The sequence below is a fragment of the Rufibacter aurantiacus genome (assembly GCF_017916345.1).
Lineage (GTDB): Bacteria > Bacteroidota > Bacteroidia > Cytophagales > Hymenobacteraceae > Nibribacter > Nibribacter roseolus.
On record NZ_JAFMSV010000001.1, the window covers coordinates 538,504 to 554,121 of the forward strand.

Annotated in this window: 16 protein-coding genes; 7 read left to right on the forward strand and 9 right to left on the reverse strand. The window is 53.7% G+C overall.

Features of this window, described 5'->3' with window-relative positions; all coding sequences use genetic code 11:
- Positions 1 to 56 precede the first annotated feature (56 nt).
- From J3P34_RS02125 to J3P34_RS02135, 3 genes are all read left to right on the forward strand, one after another.
- Positions 57 to 677: a 3'-5' exonuclease gene (locus tag J3P34_RS02125; RefSeq protein ID WP_210486225.1), complete on the forward strand. Its 621-nt coding sequence runs from the start codon at positions 57 to 59 to the stop codon at positions 675 to 677.
- A gap of 246 nt (positions 678 to 923) precedes the next feature.
- Complete coding sequence (locus J3P34_RS02130; RefSeq protein ID WP_210486226.1) at positions 924 to 1,886, forward strand: helix-turn-helix transcriptional regulator; 963 nt, start codon at positions 924 to 926, stop codon at positions 1,884 to 1,886.
- 66 nt (positions 1,887 to 1,952) lie between these two features.
- On the forward strand, positions 1,953 to 2,714 hold the full coding sequence (locus J3P34_RS02135) for a hypothetical protein (protein ID WP_210486227.1): 762 nt from the start codon (positions 1,953 to 1,955) through the stop codon (positions 2,712 to 2,714).
- A gap of 52 nt (positions 2,715 to 2,766) precedes the next feature.
- On the opposite strand, the gene J3P34_RS02140 is transcribed toward J3P34_RS02135, so the two are convergent.
- The 3 genes from J3P34_RS02140 to J3P34_RS02150 all read right to left on the reverse strand — a co-directional run bounded on the left by J3P34_RS02140 (position 2,767) and on the right by J3P34_RS02150 (position 5,308).
- Positions 2,767 to 3,366, reverse strand: coding sequence for a histidine phosphatase family protein (locus J3P34_RS02140; protein WP_210486228.1), 600 nt, complete (start codon positions 3,364 to 3,366; stop codon positions 2,767 to 2,769).
- 83 nt (positions 3,367 to 3,449) lie between these two features.
- A complete protein-coding gene (locus tag J3P34_RS02145; protein ID WP_210486229.1) occupies positions 3,450 to 3,851 on the reverse strand; it encodes a c-type cytochrome in 402 nt (133 codons plus the stop codon).
- On the reverse strand, positions 3,848 to 5,308 hold the full coding sequence (locus J3P34_RS02150; RefSeq protein WP_210486230.1) for a PQQ-dependent sugar dehydrogenase: 1,461 nt from the start codon (positions 5,306 to 5,308) through the stop codon (positions 3,848 to 3,850). The genes J3P34_RS02145 and J3P34_RS02150 overlap by 4 nt, the downstream gene beginning before the upstream one ends.
- A 125-nt stretch (positions 5,309 to 5,433) precedes the next feature.
- On the opposite strand from J3P34_RS02150, the gene J3P34_RS02155 reads away from it, so the two are divergent.
- A complete protein-coding gene (locus J3P34_RS02155) occupies positions 5,434 to 5,781 on the forward strand; it encodes a transmembrane 220 family protein (RefSeq protein WP_210486231.1) in 348 nt (115 codons plus the stop codon).
- Between the two features lie 61 nt (positions 5,782 to 5,842).
- On the opposite strand, the gene J3P34_RS02160 is transcribed toward J3P34_RS02155, so the two are convergent.
- The 3 genes from J3P34_RS02160 to J3P34_RS02170 are packed head-to-tail and all read right to left on the reverse strand — an operon-like array spanning position 5,843 to position 8,031.
- A complete protein-coding gene (locus tag J3P34_RS02160) occupies positions 5,843 to 6,376 on the reverse strand; it encodes a GNAT family N-acetyltransferase (RefSeq protein WP_246853498.1) in 534 nt (177 codons plus the stop codon).
- A 3-nt stretch (positions 6,377 to 6,379) separates the two neighbouring features.
- The gene (gene purE, locus J3P34_RS02165; RefSeq protein WP_210466110.1) at positions 6,380 to 6,907 is read right to left on the reverse strand and encodes a 5-(carboxyamino)imidazole ribonucleotide mutase; all 528 of its coding nucleotides are present in this window, start codon (positions 6,905 to 6,907) and stop codon (positions 6,380 to 6,382) included.
- Positions 6,904 to 8,031, reverse strand: coding sequence for a 5-(carboxyamino)imidazole ribonucleotide synthase (locus J3P34_RS02170; protein ID WP_210486232.1), 1,128 nt, complete (start codon positions 8,029 to 8,031; stop codon positions 6,904 to 6,906). Before J3P34_RS02170 ends, purE begins: the two co-directional genes overlap by 4 nt.
- A 304-nt stretch (positions 8,032 to 8,335) precedes the next feature.
- On the opposite strand from J3P34_RS02170, the gene J3P34_RS02175 reads away from it, so the two are divergent.
- The 3 genes from J3P34_RS02175 to hemE all read left to right on the forward strand — a co-directional run bounded on the left by J3P34_RS02175 (position 8,336) and on the right by hemE (position 10,677).
- Positions 8,336 to 8,800: a hypothetical protein gene (locus tag J3P34_RS02175; RefSeq protein ID WP_210486233.1), complete on the forward strand. Its 465-nt coding sequence runs from the start codon at positions 8,336 to 8,338 to the stop codon at positions 8,798 to 8,800.
- A gap of 89 nt (positions 8,801 to 8,889) precedes the next feature.
- Positions 8,890 to 9,504, forward strand: coding sequence for a MarC family protein (locus tag J3P34_RS02180; protein WP_210486234.1), 615 nt, complete (start codon positions 8,890 to 8,892; stop codon positions 9,502 to 9,504).
- A 141-nt stretch (positions 9,505 to 9,645) separates the two neighbouring features.
- Positions 9,646 to 10,677 carry a uroporphyrinogen decarboxylase gene (gene hemE, locus J3P34_RS02185; RefSeq protein ID WP_210486235.1) on the forward strand — a complete coding sequence of 344 codons (1,032 nt, stop codon included), beginning with the start codon at positions 9,646 to 9,648 and terminating at the stop codon, positions 10,675 to 10,677.
- A gap of 416 nt (positions 10,678 to 11,093) precedes the next feature.
- Here the strand turns inward: hemE and J3P34_RS02190 are convergent, their stop codons facing one another.
- The 3 genes from J3P34_RS02190 to J3P34_RS02200 form a co-directional block, all read right to left on the reverse strand.
- The gene (locus tag J3P34_RS02190) at positions 11,094 to 12,125 is read right to left on the reverse strand and encodes a bifunctional heptose 7-phosphate kinase/heptose 1-phosphate adenyltransferase (RefSeq protein WP_210486236.1); all 1,032 of its coding nucleotides are present in this window, start codon (positions 12,123 to 12,125) and stop codon (positions 11,094 to 11,096) included.
- 106 nt (positions 12,126 to 12,231) lie between these two features.
- Complete coding sequence (locus tag J3P34_RS02195; protein ID WP_210466122.1) at positions 12,232 to 13,440, reverse strand: pyridoxal phosphate-dependent aminotransferase; 1,209 nt, start codon at positions 13,438 to 13,440, stop codon at positions 12,232 to 12,234.
- A gap of 237 nt (positions 13,441 to 13,677) precedes the next feature.
- On the reverse strand, positions 13,678 to 15,585 hold the full coding sequence (locus J3P34_RS02200; protein WP_210486237.1) for a glycosyltransferase family 2 protein: 1,908 nt from the start codon (positions 15,583 to 15,585) through the stop codon (positions 13,678 to 13,680).
- Between the last annotated feature and the right edge of the window lie 33 nt (positions 15,586 to 15,618).

The window sequence follows — 15,618 nt, forward strand, 5'->3', positions numbered from 1 at the left end:
GTCATTGCCCGAAAATGGTTGTAACTTGCCATGGAAACGCTAAGTGCAGGAAGAGAATGAATTTCATCACCCTTGATTTTGAGACAGCCACGGCAGAACGCGACAGCCCGTGTGAGATTGGATTGACGTTTGTACGGAACGGACAAATAGAAAAGACGGAAGCCTGGCTCATCAAACCGAAATCCTACCCCTACTTCAACGGCTGGAACATCGCCATCCATGGGATTAAACCGCAGGATGTAAAGAACAGCCCCACCTTTGACCAGGTTTGGCAGGAGCTTCAACCGGTGCTGCAGAACCAGTTGGTCATTGCCCACAACGCCAGCTTTGACATGAGCGTGCTGCGCGCTACCTTGAATACCTATGGCCTGCCCTTCCCGGAGTTGAACTACGCCTGCAGCGTGCAGTTCTCCAAACAGGTGTGGCAAGGCTTGCCGCAGTATGACTTGAAGTCGCTCTGCAACCGCCATGGCATCCAGTTCAAGCACCACCGCGCCGCCGCCGACTCCTACGCCTGCGCTGAACTCACCTTGCGCGCCCTTACCCATACCAACTGCAGCCACTTTGACGATATCCAAGAGAAACTCAAAATCAACTTCGGGCGCTTGTTTGAAGGAGGCTACACGGCGTCATCGGTGAAGAAGGCCCCGAAGCCTAAAAGAGCGTTTCCTTATTAAGCCGAAAACTGCTCCGCTTTAGGCCTGATTTCTGAAAATTGAGGTTGAAACAGTTTTGCTTTTGCTCAGTTTTGAACGCTTGGTCTGCAGCTGAATATCGACCAGAAACCTATTGCAGGCCGAAACCATCAGGTCTTCTACAATTGGTTAAATACCTGCAAAACCTGTAGGCACCTGCCCCAACAATCACGTTTTCTGCTTCCTTTTGTGCCGCTTTTAGCTTAATTTCAAGGAAACAGCCCGAAAATGTTCCTGAAAGAGTTTCCTGACTACCGGCAGTTGAAGGAGAGAGCCGAGACGGCTTTTCAGGAAGAGAACGGGCCTTCGGCAGCAGAGCCAAAAAAAGAGAGATTTGAGTGGCCGCTGGTCATTCTCAACACCCAGACCCGCGGCTGTCACCGCCCAGATATCAAAGGTCCGTTCTCGCTTTTCACCAACCTTAAGGGAACCTCGTATGTGAGTGCGGGCAGCAAGAAAGTGGCGGTCCCCGATGATTGCTTTTTCCTCACTAACCGGGCCCAGCACTACACTCTGGACATTGACAGCCAGCACCAACTAGTAGAGACCTTTAACCTGCACCTGGGCCAGAACCTGTGGGAAGATTACCTTAAAGCCACGGTACACCAGCCACAGTACCTGCTGGACAATCCTTTCTCACCAGCGCTGGGTACAGGGCTCGCAGACTTCCCCAACTTGCTGCAGCGGAAAACACCCGCCTTGAACCAGGCCCTGCAGAGACTGCACCTACTGGGTGCCGCTCCCGAGGTACCAAATCTACAGTTGGAAGAGAGCTTTGTGCCATTGCTGCAGGCTTTGGTTCAGCATAAAAAAGAACTGCACCGGCAACTCCGGAGCCTATCTGCCGTCAAAGCAGGTGCCCGGGCCGAGCTGTTCAAGCGCGTTTCCCAGGCCACCGATTACCTGTTGGCTGACCCGTATCAGAATCCAACTTTGGGAGAATTGGCCCAGGTGGCCTGCTTGTCTAAATTCCATTTCCTGCGGGCCTTCAGCCAGGTGCATGGCAGCACTCCGCACCAGTTCCTGCTGCAGCACCGCATCCAGCGCAGCCTGCCCCTGCTGCAGAAAACCAGAATGACTATTGGCGAAGTAGCGCTGCAGTGCGGCTACCCCGAGATTTCCATGTTCAGCCGCACTTTCAGGAAGGTGATGGGCTGCTCGCCGGCTTTGTTCCGGCAAGAGGGAAATTAGCAATTTCTGTCAAACAGATCAGGCGCTGGAGGCTGCATCTTTACACCATAACAACATGGTTTGGTTATGAAAACAGATTCTCTATTTCTCGCCCAGATTGGGTTCGCCGTTCTCAGTCTTCTGTGCCTGGCTCTGGTTCTGGCCGGCACCCGCCACACGTTCCTCCGCATGGGCTACTCATCGGCCCAGGCCACCAGAAAAACCTGGATCATTGGCAGTCTGCTCCTAACCTGGTTGGTGCTGGCCAGCCTTTTGGCCTTGAGCGGCTTTACCTCTAACTTCGCCATCGCGCCCCTGAACATGGTTCCGGCCTTGTTCCCGCCTTTAGCAACGGTACTGGTGATCTGCTTCCATCCTAAAACCCAGAACTTCCTGCGGCATTTGCCATCGGGTGGGTTGCTTTACCTGCAGGCCTTTAGAATACCGGTGGAGATTTTCCTATGGTGGCTATTCCTGGCGAATGCAATTCCGGAGCGCCTGACGTTTGAAGGTCGGAACTGGGATATCCTGTCTGGCATCCTAGGGCCTATTTTCGCGGTAATCTGCTATGCCGGACATCGGCGTTACCACAGACTGGCATTTCTCTATCATTTGATTGGTTTGGGGCTGCTCCTCAATATTGTAATCAATGCCTTGCTCACGCTGCCCAGTCCGGTTCAGGCCTTTTTTGAGGAGCCCGGGGCCACTATCCTCACCACCTTTCCCATTATATTGCTTCCTTCTTTCCTGGTGCCATTGGCTTATACTCTCCATTTCTTCTCACTCCGGCAAGCGGCGCTGGAGAGAAAAGAAAGCTCATCTCACAGGCGTAAAGCAGTAGTCGCCTAACCCACCAACTCTGTTCCCCGCAAGGTTTCTTGTCTTGTTTAGCGCCCAATTTTTAAGAAACGGGCGCTAAACGGTTTGCTCCTTTTTCAAGCTGCGTCACGCCTACGTAGCCTCGGCCACCGTCCAGCAGAACTTTCCAGCCGTGTTTCTTCAGGGCTCTTTTGATGAATTCATTTAGGAAACCGTGCGCCACCAGCACAGCCAGGCCATAGGTCTCTGCTTCTTGCACCAGATGATCCGCGGCCTGTGCAGCCCGTATTTTGGCCTGTTTAAAGCTTTCAATGTCTTTCTGGTTCAAACCCAAGAGCCACAGAATACGGGAGGTTACCTGCCACCACTTCAGCGGAAACTTACCTAAGGGCAGCCCCCATATCCGGTTCTCAAATTCCCTGAACCTTGCATCTTCTATAAGCTCCACCTCGGGCCCAAACAACATGCGCGCAGTGGCTTTGGCCCGGGGCAAGGTACTGCAGAATACCCGTTTGATGCGGTCCATGGGCAGATGCTCGCTCCTTTCTATGACCTTCTCCACCTCCGCCAGGTTGTAGTCACTGATATACTGCTGAGCCTGCGCCTTACTGAAAAAGCCTTTCCGGCTGATGATAGGCCTGGCGTGCCGGATGAGGTAAATGTGCGCGGGTTGTGGGTTCATTTTTTCTTCTTACCAGAAAGCAGGTCAGGGTGTAGGCCTCCGTTTTGCCCTCCTTTTTAAATTCGGCCTTAGAACGGAAGAAATTACTGGGCCGCCACGGCCTCGGTTCTTTTATGCCTTCTCAGGGCTTTGAGATACACTACCAGTTCATCCATCTGCTCTCTGGAGATTTCGTGCTTTTTGAAGGAGGGCATCCGGCCGATGCCCAGGAAAAAGGCTTTGCTCCGTACCCTGAACCGCAGGGCAACTCCCGGCAGCGGAATGTTGTTGAGCGACGGACCTAAACCGGCTTCGCCGAGCGGATGGCACCGCTGGCAGTTCTGCATGAACACTACCCTGCCGTTCTCCAGTTGCTGGGTCTGCAGGGCCAAAGGTCCCATGATAGGCTCACTGCGCCGGGCCGTGCCGCAACTGCTGAGCACCAGCACTGGAATTACTGCCAGCAGCAACCAGGTTTGTTTGTAAGTGTTGAATAGCTTTTTCATCTGGCTCCGGTTTTAGTGATTCTCCAAACTACCCCGGTTTTCTGCTTGGGGGCAGGTCCCTGCTCGGTCATCGGCATGATCCCGAAATCCACCACGTAGAGGGCGTTTCCGGCCGGGTTAAACTTCACGGCGATGGGTCTTTCCAACCCACCGTTCTGCAGGATGGAGGCGGGTCCGTTGATTTTGGTTTTGTTTGTGGCGAAATCCTCCACTACGCCATTGCCAGGGTTTACGCGCACCACCTTGAAACCCACCGGGCCGTAGGTGTGGCCTACTTCGGGGGTCATATCGCCAAACTGGGCAATAAACGCCTCCCCCACATGACCGAAGCCGGCGTTGCGGGAGAAGTCCAAGCCATTAGAGGAGGAATGCACCCCCAGGATGGCAGCCGGCTTAGGCGGAGTACCCGGGTGTTTGGCCAGCAGGAATTTAGGGTCATCGTGCGGAGTCTTATAGTCATCTGAGGCCATAGGCTGACCGTTCGCGAAGTCGGGCCAGCCGTACCACTTGCCCGGCTGCACGGCCCAGAGCACATCGCCGGCGCCGTAGCCGGGCCGGCTGCCGCGGGTATCGTAGCCATTATCCGTGACGTAGAGCTGGCCGTTCTGTGAAAAGGCTAATCCGTATGGGTTTCTTAAGCCCCAAGCCACCAACTCTAAAGGCCCACCCTGCAGAGACACCCTGAAGATGGCCCCGGAACACGGAATGGCCCCTTTGATGGTTTGGTTAGGTGTACTGGGAGTCCCGAAGGGCAGGTAAGCGCCAGTAGTGACTTCGTCCTTGTCATCTTCGGTTAGGGGATTGTAGGTGGTGAAGTTCTGGCCCGTCAGGACAATGTCCTGGCAGGGGATGTCATGGAAGGTGGGGTTGCGCTTGAGCCAGCCGTAGTGGTAATTATCAGTGCCCACAATGGCGGAGTTGGTGGCCGTTCCCTGCCCAAAGTACAGGTATCCGTCCTGGCCAACTACGGGGGCATCGGTGTGGTGGTCGCCCATGCTGGGCAGGTTCTCTACCAAGCGGGTAATCTGCCCGGCTTTTGAAATCTTAAGGATACGCCCGCCCTCCAGTTCCCCGCCTTCTGAGACGTAGAAAAAGCCATCGTGGTAAGCGGCGCCGGTCCAGGGGCCATTTTTATCGCCGGCCGCAACCTGGGTCGTCGTTCCATCAGGGTTCAGACGCAGGAGTTTGGGCGGCAGCCAGACTTCGCCGTAGGCGTAACCGGCCTCCGTGACGTAAGGGGTGCCCTGCTCGTCAAAGGTGATGCCGGTGGGGTAGTTCAAACCCGAGGTGACCGGTTCAATGGTGTAGCCGCCTGGTAAAGCCACATCTGCGGGTTGCAGGGCACGGGTCTGCGGCTCAAAGCTCTTGGGACCACCGTAATGGCCCTTGATCTTGTAGCATCCGGATAACAGCAGGGGCGTAAAAAAAACTATAATGAAGCGGATAAGTATTTTCATAGGCACGCAATAGAAAAAGAGTTCTACTTATGATACTTTTAAGTAAGTGAAACAGTTGCTATTGCACCTTGTTTAGAAAATTTTACATTAGCGAAGAATATAGAAAAAGCTATTCTTAAACTCCTATGAAATTCCGGGTATTGCTTCTGCTTGTATTTATGCTGATGTTCGTTCTGTTTGCCTTTGTGCAATTGAACGACCCTGATCCTGCTGTTTGGGTACCGGTTTATCTGTCGGCGGCGGTACTTTGCTTTCTGGCTTATAAGCGCAAGCTGTTCAGGTGGGTGTATGCAATGGCTTTTCTGGGGTATGCCATTGCCGCCTTCTTGCTTTGGCCACCTGTGTACCAGGGCATCTTTTTTGACATGAGCCGCTCTCCCGCCATTGAGGAAGCCAGAGAATCATTAGGACTCACGATCTGCGCACTGGTGATGATTTATTGCTTTATCCTGGAGTGGAGATACCGGGCCTAAAAACCTCTCACCATTTAATAGCCGGAGAAGCGATTCAGGTCTCCTTTTCAGAAACTGGCCCTTAAACGGCTTGTTGGTAGACATAACGGTACAACTGTACCTTCACCTTTTCAATCTCCGCCGAGGCTAAAAGAGAGGGGTATGACATTAGCAACAACGGCACCCACGGCATTCTGGCAACATAGGGCGGTTGCCGGTATTCAAAATCATTCAGCCGGAAGCCCAGCCGCTCGTAAAACCTGATGCGGCGCTGAGCGATCTCTGAGTGCGGAGTCTCTACTTCCAGCACCAGGGGCTGAAGAAGGGTTTCCAGTAAAACAGTTAAAGCCCTTGCCCCTGTCCCTTTGCCGCGGAGCGAGGGCAGCACGGCAAAATGCTCCAGAAAAGTGAACTCCGGCAGCTGCCAAACCCCAAAGAATCCTGCAAACTCTTCCTGGTCCGTGATGGAAAGGAACCGGTAGGCTGGGTTTGAGAGTAGTTCTGTCTGCTGCGCTAGGGTGCGGCGCTCCTCCAGCGGGAAGGCCTCTTCATACAACTGCCACGCTTGGGAGAACCCGGGCGTGGCAGTTGTTTTTATGGGCTTTAGCGTGAGCAAAGGCTAGTCCATTTCTATATCGCCGCGGCGTAGCTGCTCCACAGAGCGCATTACCTTGTCATGCTGCACAGCCCGGTGTTTCTCTAGGGCATCGGCCACTACGGCGTTGGTACTGCCCAAAATCTGGGCGGCCAGCAATCCGGCGTTGGTAGCACCGTTCAAGGCTACGGTAGCCACGGGCACCCCGGAAGGCATTTGCAGGATAGAAAGGATAGAATCCCAGCCGTCAATGGAGTTGCTGGACTTCACTGGCACGCCAATCACAGGCAGCGTAGTGAGGGCTGCTACCATGCCCGGCAAATGCGCGGCTCCGCCGGCCCCGGCGATAATGGTTTTGAGGCCTCTTTTGCGGGCACCCTCAGCGTACTCCAGCATGCGGTGCGGGGTGCGGTGCGCCGATACGATGGTAACTTCAAAGGGAATGTTCAGTTGCTCCAGGATATCGGCGGCGCCAGACATCACCTTCAGGTCTGACTGGCTGCCCATGATAATACCTACCAGTGGCGTGTTTTTATCAGGAGATTGGCTCATGCAATAATTTTTAGTCGGTTTTTTAAGGTATCTGCTTTCTGTTTTACTTCTGCAATGGTAGGGGCCAGCACGGTTAAATGGCCCATTTTACGGTAAGGCCGGGTAAACTTCTTCCCGTACAGGTGAATGTGCACGCCAGGCTCCTGCAATGTATCTTCCAGGCCTTGGTAAACGGCCTCGCCGGAATAGCCGGCCTCACCCAGCAGGTTCACCAGCACCGCCGGGCAGTGCGGCTCAGTGTCGCCCAGTGGCAAGCCCAAAATCGCACGCAGGTGCTGCTCAAACTGCGAGGTGGCGTTGGCTTTCATGGTATGATGGCCGCTGTTATGCGGACGCGGGGCTACCTCGTTCACCAGGATCTGCCCATCGCGGGTTACAAACATCTCCACCGCCAAGAGTCCCACAATGTCCAGCGCGGTCGTCACGTGGGTGGCAATCTCAATGGCCATGCGCTGCAGTTTATAGGCAATCTGGGCCGGCGCCAACAGATAGTCAACCAGATTGTGCTCTGGGTGCATGACTTGTTCCACCACCGGGAAGGCCTTCACCTCGCCCTGTACGTTTCTTGCGCAGATCACCGATATCTCTGTTTCAAACTCCACCAGTTTCTCCAGTACGGTTGGGGCCTGAAAAGCCTTGGCCAAATCATTCTCGGAGGAAAGTCGCGTAACGCCGTTACCGTCATAGCCGCCCCGGCGCAGTTTCTGGAAAGCAGGCAGAAAATCCAAGTTCGTCTCCAGCTCAGCGGCATCCTGCAACAACCTGAAATCTGAGGTAGGGATGCTGTTCTGTTTGAAAAACTCTTTCTGCAGGCCTTTGTCCTGAATGGTCTTAAGCGAGGCAGGCTTAGGATACACCTGCACGCCTTCTTTCTCCAAGGCAAAAAGGGCATCTACGTTCACGTGCTCAATCTCTATAGTCACGTGCGTACAGCGTTTCCCGAAGGCATACACCGTATCGTAGTCCTTGAAATCACCGTGCACAAACTCCTCGCAGAGATGGCGGCAGGGCGCGTATTCGTCTGGGTCCAGCACCAGGGTGTAGAGGTTGAAATCCAAACCGGCCTGCAGCAGCATGCGACCCAGTTGACCGCCGCCCAGAATACCTAATCTAACATTGTTCATTTTAAAACCGGAAAGTCACAAGATAAGGAATATGAGTTTCCGGCTGAAGGCCACACCCTCAGCCGGAAACCCAAATCTCAGGCTTATGCGGGTAAGCTACAAGTTTTAGGGCAGCCAGCGGCATTTTTTCTTGCACAGATTCTTTATTTAATCTCAAAAGGCTGCTCAGCATAAAAATTTCTGGAAAAAAGAATATCTTTGAAGGAAAGTAGAAGATAACGTTTCCAACTTATCATTATATAATATTCATAATCAGCAAACTCCATATTTGCCTAGATTAAAATAGAATTATCTAAACCTATCTATGAATACTTCCTATAGGCTCTTACTCTTGGAAGATGACCAAACCCTGGCAGCCGCACTTGTGCAAGCTTTGAATAAGCAAAATCTATACGCCCAACGGGTTGAGGTGCAGACGCTAAGCTATGATGTATTTGAAAGCCATTTTGGCGTAGGCCGTAACTCCACCCGTGAAATCATTGTGTTAGGCGGCAAAGCAGCCTTAGGCTATGAGCCGGACACCCGCTTGCTGAAGTCTCTTACGGCACACCTGGACCGTACGCATCTGTTTGTCCTTACCTCGTCCATTGACGGCAAAAAAATCCTGGACTGCTGGCAACCGGGCGTCATTGGCGTGCTACAGCGCGATGGACAGGCCCACTACCCGCTGGTGAAATCCATTCTGCGTTTGCAACTGGCGCAGCAGAAGCGTCTGTCTACCCCAGCCAAGTCCAAGCAAACTGGTATCTGGCAGCGGCTTTTCGCCTAAATCATGATTTTTCCCTTACCGGTGCAGCCCTCCCACCTACCGGAGGGCTGTACTAGGTAATATCCTGATTTTGCGTATTATTGGGCGCAATGGAAATTCTACTCGCAACTTTCTCGGCTTTGTTTTCGGTGGTGAATCCTTTTGGCGCCATGCCGGTGTTCCTCACGCTCACGCACGATGACTCCCCCGCCCGCCGGAAACAGCAGGCCTTCAGGGCTTGTCTGTACATGATCATGATTCTGACGGTTTTCTTTCTGGCCGGGCAAGCCGTGCTGGATTTCTTCGGCCTCCGGATCCATGATCTGCGTATTGCGGGGGGTATCATGATCATGCGGGCGGGCCTGGACTTGCTCAACCCTAAAGAGGACAGCAAAAAGATCTCCAAAGACGTGGTCGCCGAGGGCGTAGAAAAAGAAGATATCTCTTTTACGCCGCTGGCCATGCCTTTGCTCTCGGGCCCGGGGTCCATTGCGGTGGTCATCAGCCTTTTCACCAAGTCGCTCACCTATTTTGACATGGTCCTTACGGTGTTGGGCATCATTCTGCTGGGCGCGGTGAGTTACACCATCTTGCTTTTCTCGCCTCGCCTCATGATCTTCATGGGCAAAGCCGGCCTTGCCGCCCTCACCAAAATCATGGGCTTCATTGTACTGTCTTTGGGTGTGAGCTTCATTGTAACGGCTCTGCTGGCGCTGTTCAAATAAGCCAGCCACCTATTTCTAAGCTCATTTTCCTAAAACATGCCCAAAACCAATTCTGGTTTATGGGCTCTGCTTTCCATAATTTCTGACTCCGGACCCTAGACTCAGAACTCAGGACTCATTGTTTTACCTTATCTTTGCGGCATGCAATTAAAGAACGACTTGCTCCTGCGCGCCGCCATGGGGCAGCCTACTGAAAGAACTCCCGTGTGGCTCATGCGTCAGGCTGGGCGTATTTTACCGGAATACCGCGCCGTGCGCGAACGCCTCTCCGGTTTCAAGGAACTGGTGGAAACCCCTGAACTGGCCGCTGAGGTGACCATTCAGCCAGTGGATCTGCTGGACGTGGATGCCGCCATCATTTTCTCCGATATCCTGGTGGTGCCCGAGGCCATGGGCTGCACCTACGAAATGATTGAGAAACGGGGACCTATCTTCCCCTACACCATCAAAACCGCCGCTGATGTAGAGAACGTCCGCGTGGCTGATCCCTACGAGCACCTGAACTACGTGCTGGAAGCCATCAAGGTCACCAAACGCGAACTGAACGGCCGCGTGCCGCTCATTGGGTTTGCAGGTGCGCCCTGGACTATTTTCGCGTACATGGTGGAAGGCAGCGGCTCCAAGACGTTCTCCAAAGCCCGCAAGATGCTGTACGAGGCGCCTGAACTGTCGCACCAACTGCTGCGCAAGATCACCGATACCACCATCGCTTACCTTAAGGCGCAGGTAGAGGCCGGCGCCAACCTGATCCAGGTGTTTGACTCCTGGGCGGGTATTCTGCCTCCGGCGCACTACAAAGAATTCTCTTACCGCTACATCGCGGAGATCTGCCAGGCTATTCAAGGAGTACCGGTGACGGTTTTCGCCAAGGGCGCCTTCTTCTCCCTCGCAGATTTCTCCCAACTGGATTGCCAGGTAATTGGCCTGGACTGGAACATGGACGTGAAAGACGCCCGCGCCGCTGTAGGACCGAACAAGACCCTGCAAGGCAACCTGGACCCCTGCGCCCTCTACAACGACTTTGCCGGCGTGAAACGCGAAACCATCAAAATGCTGGAAGCCTTCGGGCCTAACCGCCACATCGCCAACCTAGGCCATGGCGTGTACCCCGATACCGATCCTGAGAAGGTGAAATGCTTTATCCAGACGGTGAAAGAATACAGCCACCGCTAAGCAGTTTCTGCCCGTTTTTCAAAAAACGATATAAAAACGGCCTCTTGTTCTGATGAGCAGGAGGCCGTTTTGGTTTAGTTCTATAGACTTGGGAATGCTTTTCTGAGGCTTTGCCTCACTGAAGTTGCAAACTTCAGGTGATTTTAGGTCCAAGTTGAAAACTTGAACCAGATAATATCCATTACCTAAATTACTAGGTAATGGATATTAAAGTATGAAACCTTACCTCATACCACCTCATCCCCTACCGCAAGTTTAGCGTTAGCGTAACTTGTGGTTGCCATGACGGCAAGTTTGCAACTTGCCTGCTGCACTAGCAGCATTTAAAAGGTTACTGCACTTTATAAGAATCAGCCTTTAACCACAATCCCATTTAAAGGCCATTTTCTCAACAACAGCCCCAAAACACCTATACTTCAGGTAGTCACTTCAAACGAAGCCAGCTCTTTCTGTAGCACCTGCGATTTCTGGGCTTCTGATTTCAGTTGTTCTTTGTCAATAGGCACTACGCCTACGTGTTCGCAGACCAACCCTCCGCCTAAGTTGGCCAATTCAGCCAAGGCTGGCAACGGGAGGCCGGCAGCCAGGCTCAGGGCCGCGATGCTCACTACGGTATCCCCGGCGCCGGACACATCAGAAATGGAGCGGATGTGGGCATCCAGGTAAGTTTTGCCTTGGGAAACTGATTGGCAGAAAACCCCGCGCTCAGAGAGGGTGACCAGTACGTTCTCCAGGTCCAGTTTTTCCTGCAACTGGTTTACCGCCGCTTCAAAAGCTTCCAGATTCGCATCCGCGAAATCCACTTTCAGACCTTCTTTGAGTTCTTTCAGGTTGGGTTTAAACAGCGTGCTGCCTTTGTAAGACAGGAAGTTCTTTTTCTTGGGGTCTACCACCGTGGGCACACCGGCTTGCCTGGCCAGCGTGAGCAGCTCGTCAATGACCTCGGCACTCAACACGCCTTTGTCGTAATCCTCGAAAATGACCACATGGGCGGTTTCTAACAATCCCTGGAACCGCTGCACCAAGGCTTGGCGCTCAGTGGCGGTGAGGTCCATCTCAACTTCTGAATCTATCCTCAGCAACTGTTGGCCGCCGGAGATGATACGCTGTTTTACGGTGGTGGGCCGCTCGGGGCTCAAAACAATGCCCTCGTCGGTTTGGCCTTGCTCCCGCAGTAAACGGAGGAGGTCGGCACCCTCGGGGTCATCACCTACCACGGAGCACAGCAGCGGCGTGGCGCCCAGGCTCTGCACGTTCAGGGCCACGTTGGCAGCCCCGCCCAGGCGCTGCTCGGTTTTGGTTCTGTTCACAATGGGAACCGGCGCCTCTGGCGACAGGCGGGTCGATTTTCCCCAGAGATAGGCGTCAATCATCACATCCCCTACCACTAACACCCGCAGTTGGCTGAAACGGTCAAAAAGGGAGGATACGGTGCGCTGAATGGACATTCAGAAAGATAAATAGGGTTGAAACAAAACATTGGATAACCCACCTGGTCTGTAGGCGCGTTATCCAATGTCTGTCAAAGGTAAGAAGAAAATGCGAGACTCGTTTTTAGCTCAGTTTAGCCAAACTAGCCTTGATACGCTCCAGGGCCTCAATCAATTTGGCGTCTGAGGCGGCAAACGAGAACCTGATACACTCTGGTGCCCCGAAGGCGCCACCTTCCACCAGGGAAACGTGGGCATCGTTGAGCAGGTACATGGCCAGGTCGTTCGCGTTCTCAATTTTGATGTCGCCGGCAGACTTCCCGAAGAAAGCGCTCACATCCGGGAAGATATAAAAGGCACCCTGCGGCACGTAGGTTTTGATGCCGGGTATATCGTTCATGAGGCCCAGCACCAGGTCGCGGCGACGCAGGTAAGAAGCGCTCATTTCCTCAGCAGAAGCACGGCCGCCTTCCAGCGCGCCTTGGGCGGCTTTCTGGGCAATAGAGCAGGTACCGCTGGTGATCTGGCTCTGCATTTTGTCGCAGGCATCGGCGATGTCTTTGTGGGCAGCAATGTAACCCACGCGCCAGCCGGTCATGGCATAGCCTTTGGAGAAGCCGTTCACGGTTACCACGCGGTCTTTGATAGACTCAAAGCGGGCCAAGCTGTAGTGTTCCCCGGTGAAGTTGATGTACTCGTAGATCTCATCGGCGATCACGTGCACCTGCGGGTGTTTCTCCAGGATGGCGGCAAACGCAGCCAGTTCGTCTTTGGTGAACACAGACCCGGTGGGGTTACACGGCGAAGAATACATCACCAGCTTGGTGTTGGAGGTGATGGCGTCTTCCAGTTGCTGGGCCGTGATTTTGTAGTCGTTCTCAAGGGCGCCACGTACGGGAACCGGAATCCCCTCGGCCAGTTTCACTACTTCCTCGTAGCTCACCCAGTACGGAGAGATGATGATCACCTCATCGCCGGGGTTTACCAGGCACATCACCGCGTTGGCGATGGACTGCTTGGCACCCGTGGATACCACAATGTTCTCGGGGCCGTATTCCAGGCCGTTGTCGCGGCGCAGCTTCTCCACAATGGCCTTGCGCAGGTCTGGGTAGCCGGCTACAGGCGTATAGAAGGTATAGCCATCGTCAATGGCTTTCTTGGCAGCGTCTTTAATGTACTGTGGGGTCTGGAAATCGGGTTCCCCAAAGCTTAGGTTGATTACATCCACGCCTTTGGCTGCCAGTTCGCGGGCCTTTTTGGCCATGGCAATCGTCTGTGATTCGGCAAGTGAGGTAATGCGGTCTGATAATACTTTTTGTTCGGTAGTAAGCATCTCTTGAGAAGACATAAAGGTGTGGGATCAAAAATAGGACCTTTTGCTGTTTTTATAGCTGATTCGTGAATATTTAATTAATCTTTCACGGTTTTGGGGCCATTTACTGGAAAATAAGGAAGAAACAGGCACATGTATCTCCTTAAAACGCGCTCTTTGCTTAGAAAGTATCTTCTGGAGGGAATACGTCTGGCTTATGCCTCTTCTACTAATTAAAACGGAAAGGGTTATGTTTTCCTAGATGGATCTTCCCAGATTAGAGAGATTCCTGGCCAGGATAACTAGGTCAGTATAAGGCGTATAGTCTTTGGCGTAGACTACCTCCATCTGCCGGGCCGCCGCCGGACTAATGCGCCGGTTAGAGACTTTGTCTACCGGCGAGAGGATGGCGGGCTTAGACTCAGGGGTGGCGGTGGCTTTGAGCCCTACCCACTGGTAAAGGCCCACCAGGTTTCCGAGGCAGTTTTTCAGAAACTGCCTTTTTCCTTTGATGCGCCAGATCAAAAACGGCGACAGCATCAGCAGCACCGCGCTCACGAGTGAATTCAACACTACTTTGTTCCGGCGGTGGTAGGGGTTGAGCAGGTTCACCTCAATGTGCAGGGCGTAATAGTCGCCGCGGGCGTTCTTTGACGAGGACCCGATGATGTAGGTACTGTTCTCAGGCAGGATCTTGAATTCCACGGCGCTGTTATGGATCTGCACCATCCATTCAATGATCTGGGATACGGCCAGGTCCTTTCCGCAGAAAATGAGCTCGTTTATTTTATAGATTTCGATTACCTCCTTGATTTGCCGCAGATCTGCCGGGGTGTGCTGGGGCTCCAGGTGCGTCAATGGTTTCTGGGCGCCGGCCTGCCGCAGCAGCACCGAGGCCCTTTTCACCTCCCGACTACTGCCCACCACCGCAATGCGCTTGGCCTTGGGCTCCCCGAACCGCCAGTGCCCGTACGATCTGAAATGCCATATGAGGCGCCAGAGCGTCATGCCCACCAAACCCACCAACACGGCCACCAGCAAGTGTTTCTTGTTCGTCTCACCTACAATGGACACGATGCTGGAGAAAGCCATGAGCAAAATACTGCCCCACAGCATACCACTGACCAGCCGGTACAACCGTCCCGGTTTGTCATATGCCCCACTGAAGAAAGCACTGCCCAGCCAGACGGCCAGGTACGCGCCCCACATGGGCGTAATGCCCAAAGGCAAGGGATCAGGCACTACTTTCTCGCCCACCACCGCGCCAATGGCCAGACAAAGCCCATCCAGCAGAAGCGGCGTCACCCGCTGAAAAGCCCTGACCAGAATAGCAATGGCGGCCCGCAGGTAAATGGCCAACCGAATAAGGAATGAGTACAGCCGGGCCTGCCGCCCGCTGAAGTGCTTCTCCGCGAAGACCATCATGGCGCGGTAGAACATGAACACGTAGTTCACGCTGGTTTTGCGGGTGCTCTCGCCTTTGTAGTGGATGATGCGGGTCTCGGGGAAATACACCACGTCGTAGCCGCCTTCCTTTATGCGGTAAGAAAGGTCTATGTCCTCGCCGTACATGAAAAAGTCCTCGTCCAGAAGGCCTACTTTCTCCAGGGCTTGGGCACGCATGAACATGAAAGCCCCGGCCAGGATATCGATTTTGTGTACCTGGTCTGGGTGCAGGTGGCCCAGGTGGTAGCGGTTGAACACCGAGGAAGTAGGGAACATGGCCGCCAACCCGAAGACCTTAGAAAAAGCCACCCAGGGCGTAGGCAATCCGCGTTTGGACTCGGGCAGGAACAGCCCGGCCCCGTCCATCATTTTCACCCCCAGGGCCCCGGTTTTGGGGTGCTCTTCCATGAACCTGAAGCACTTGCAGAAGGTGTCTTCTTCCACCACCGTGTCTGGGTTGAGCAGTAGCACATACTTGCCCTGGGCCTGCCGGATGGCCTGGTTATTGGCTTTGGAAAAACCCAGGTTCTCTTTGTTGGCCAGAAGAATGACCTCGGGGAAGCGCCGCTGCACCATCTCCACCGATCCGTCCACGGAGTTGTTGTCTACTACAAACACCTCTACCTGCAGCCCCCGCACCGCCTTTCTCACAGAAAGCAGGCATTGCTCCAGGAAATAGCTGACGTTGTAATTAACAATAATGACGGAAAGGTCTTTCAAGCAGCGAACGTTGGGTCGTAGTGGATGTGGCTG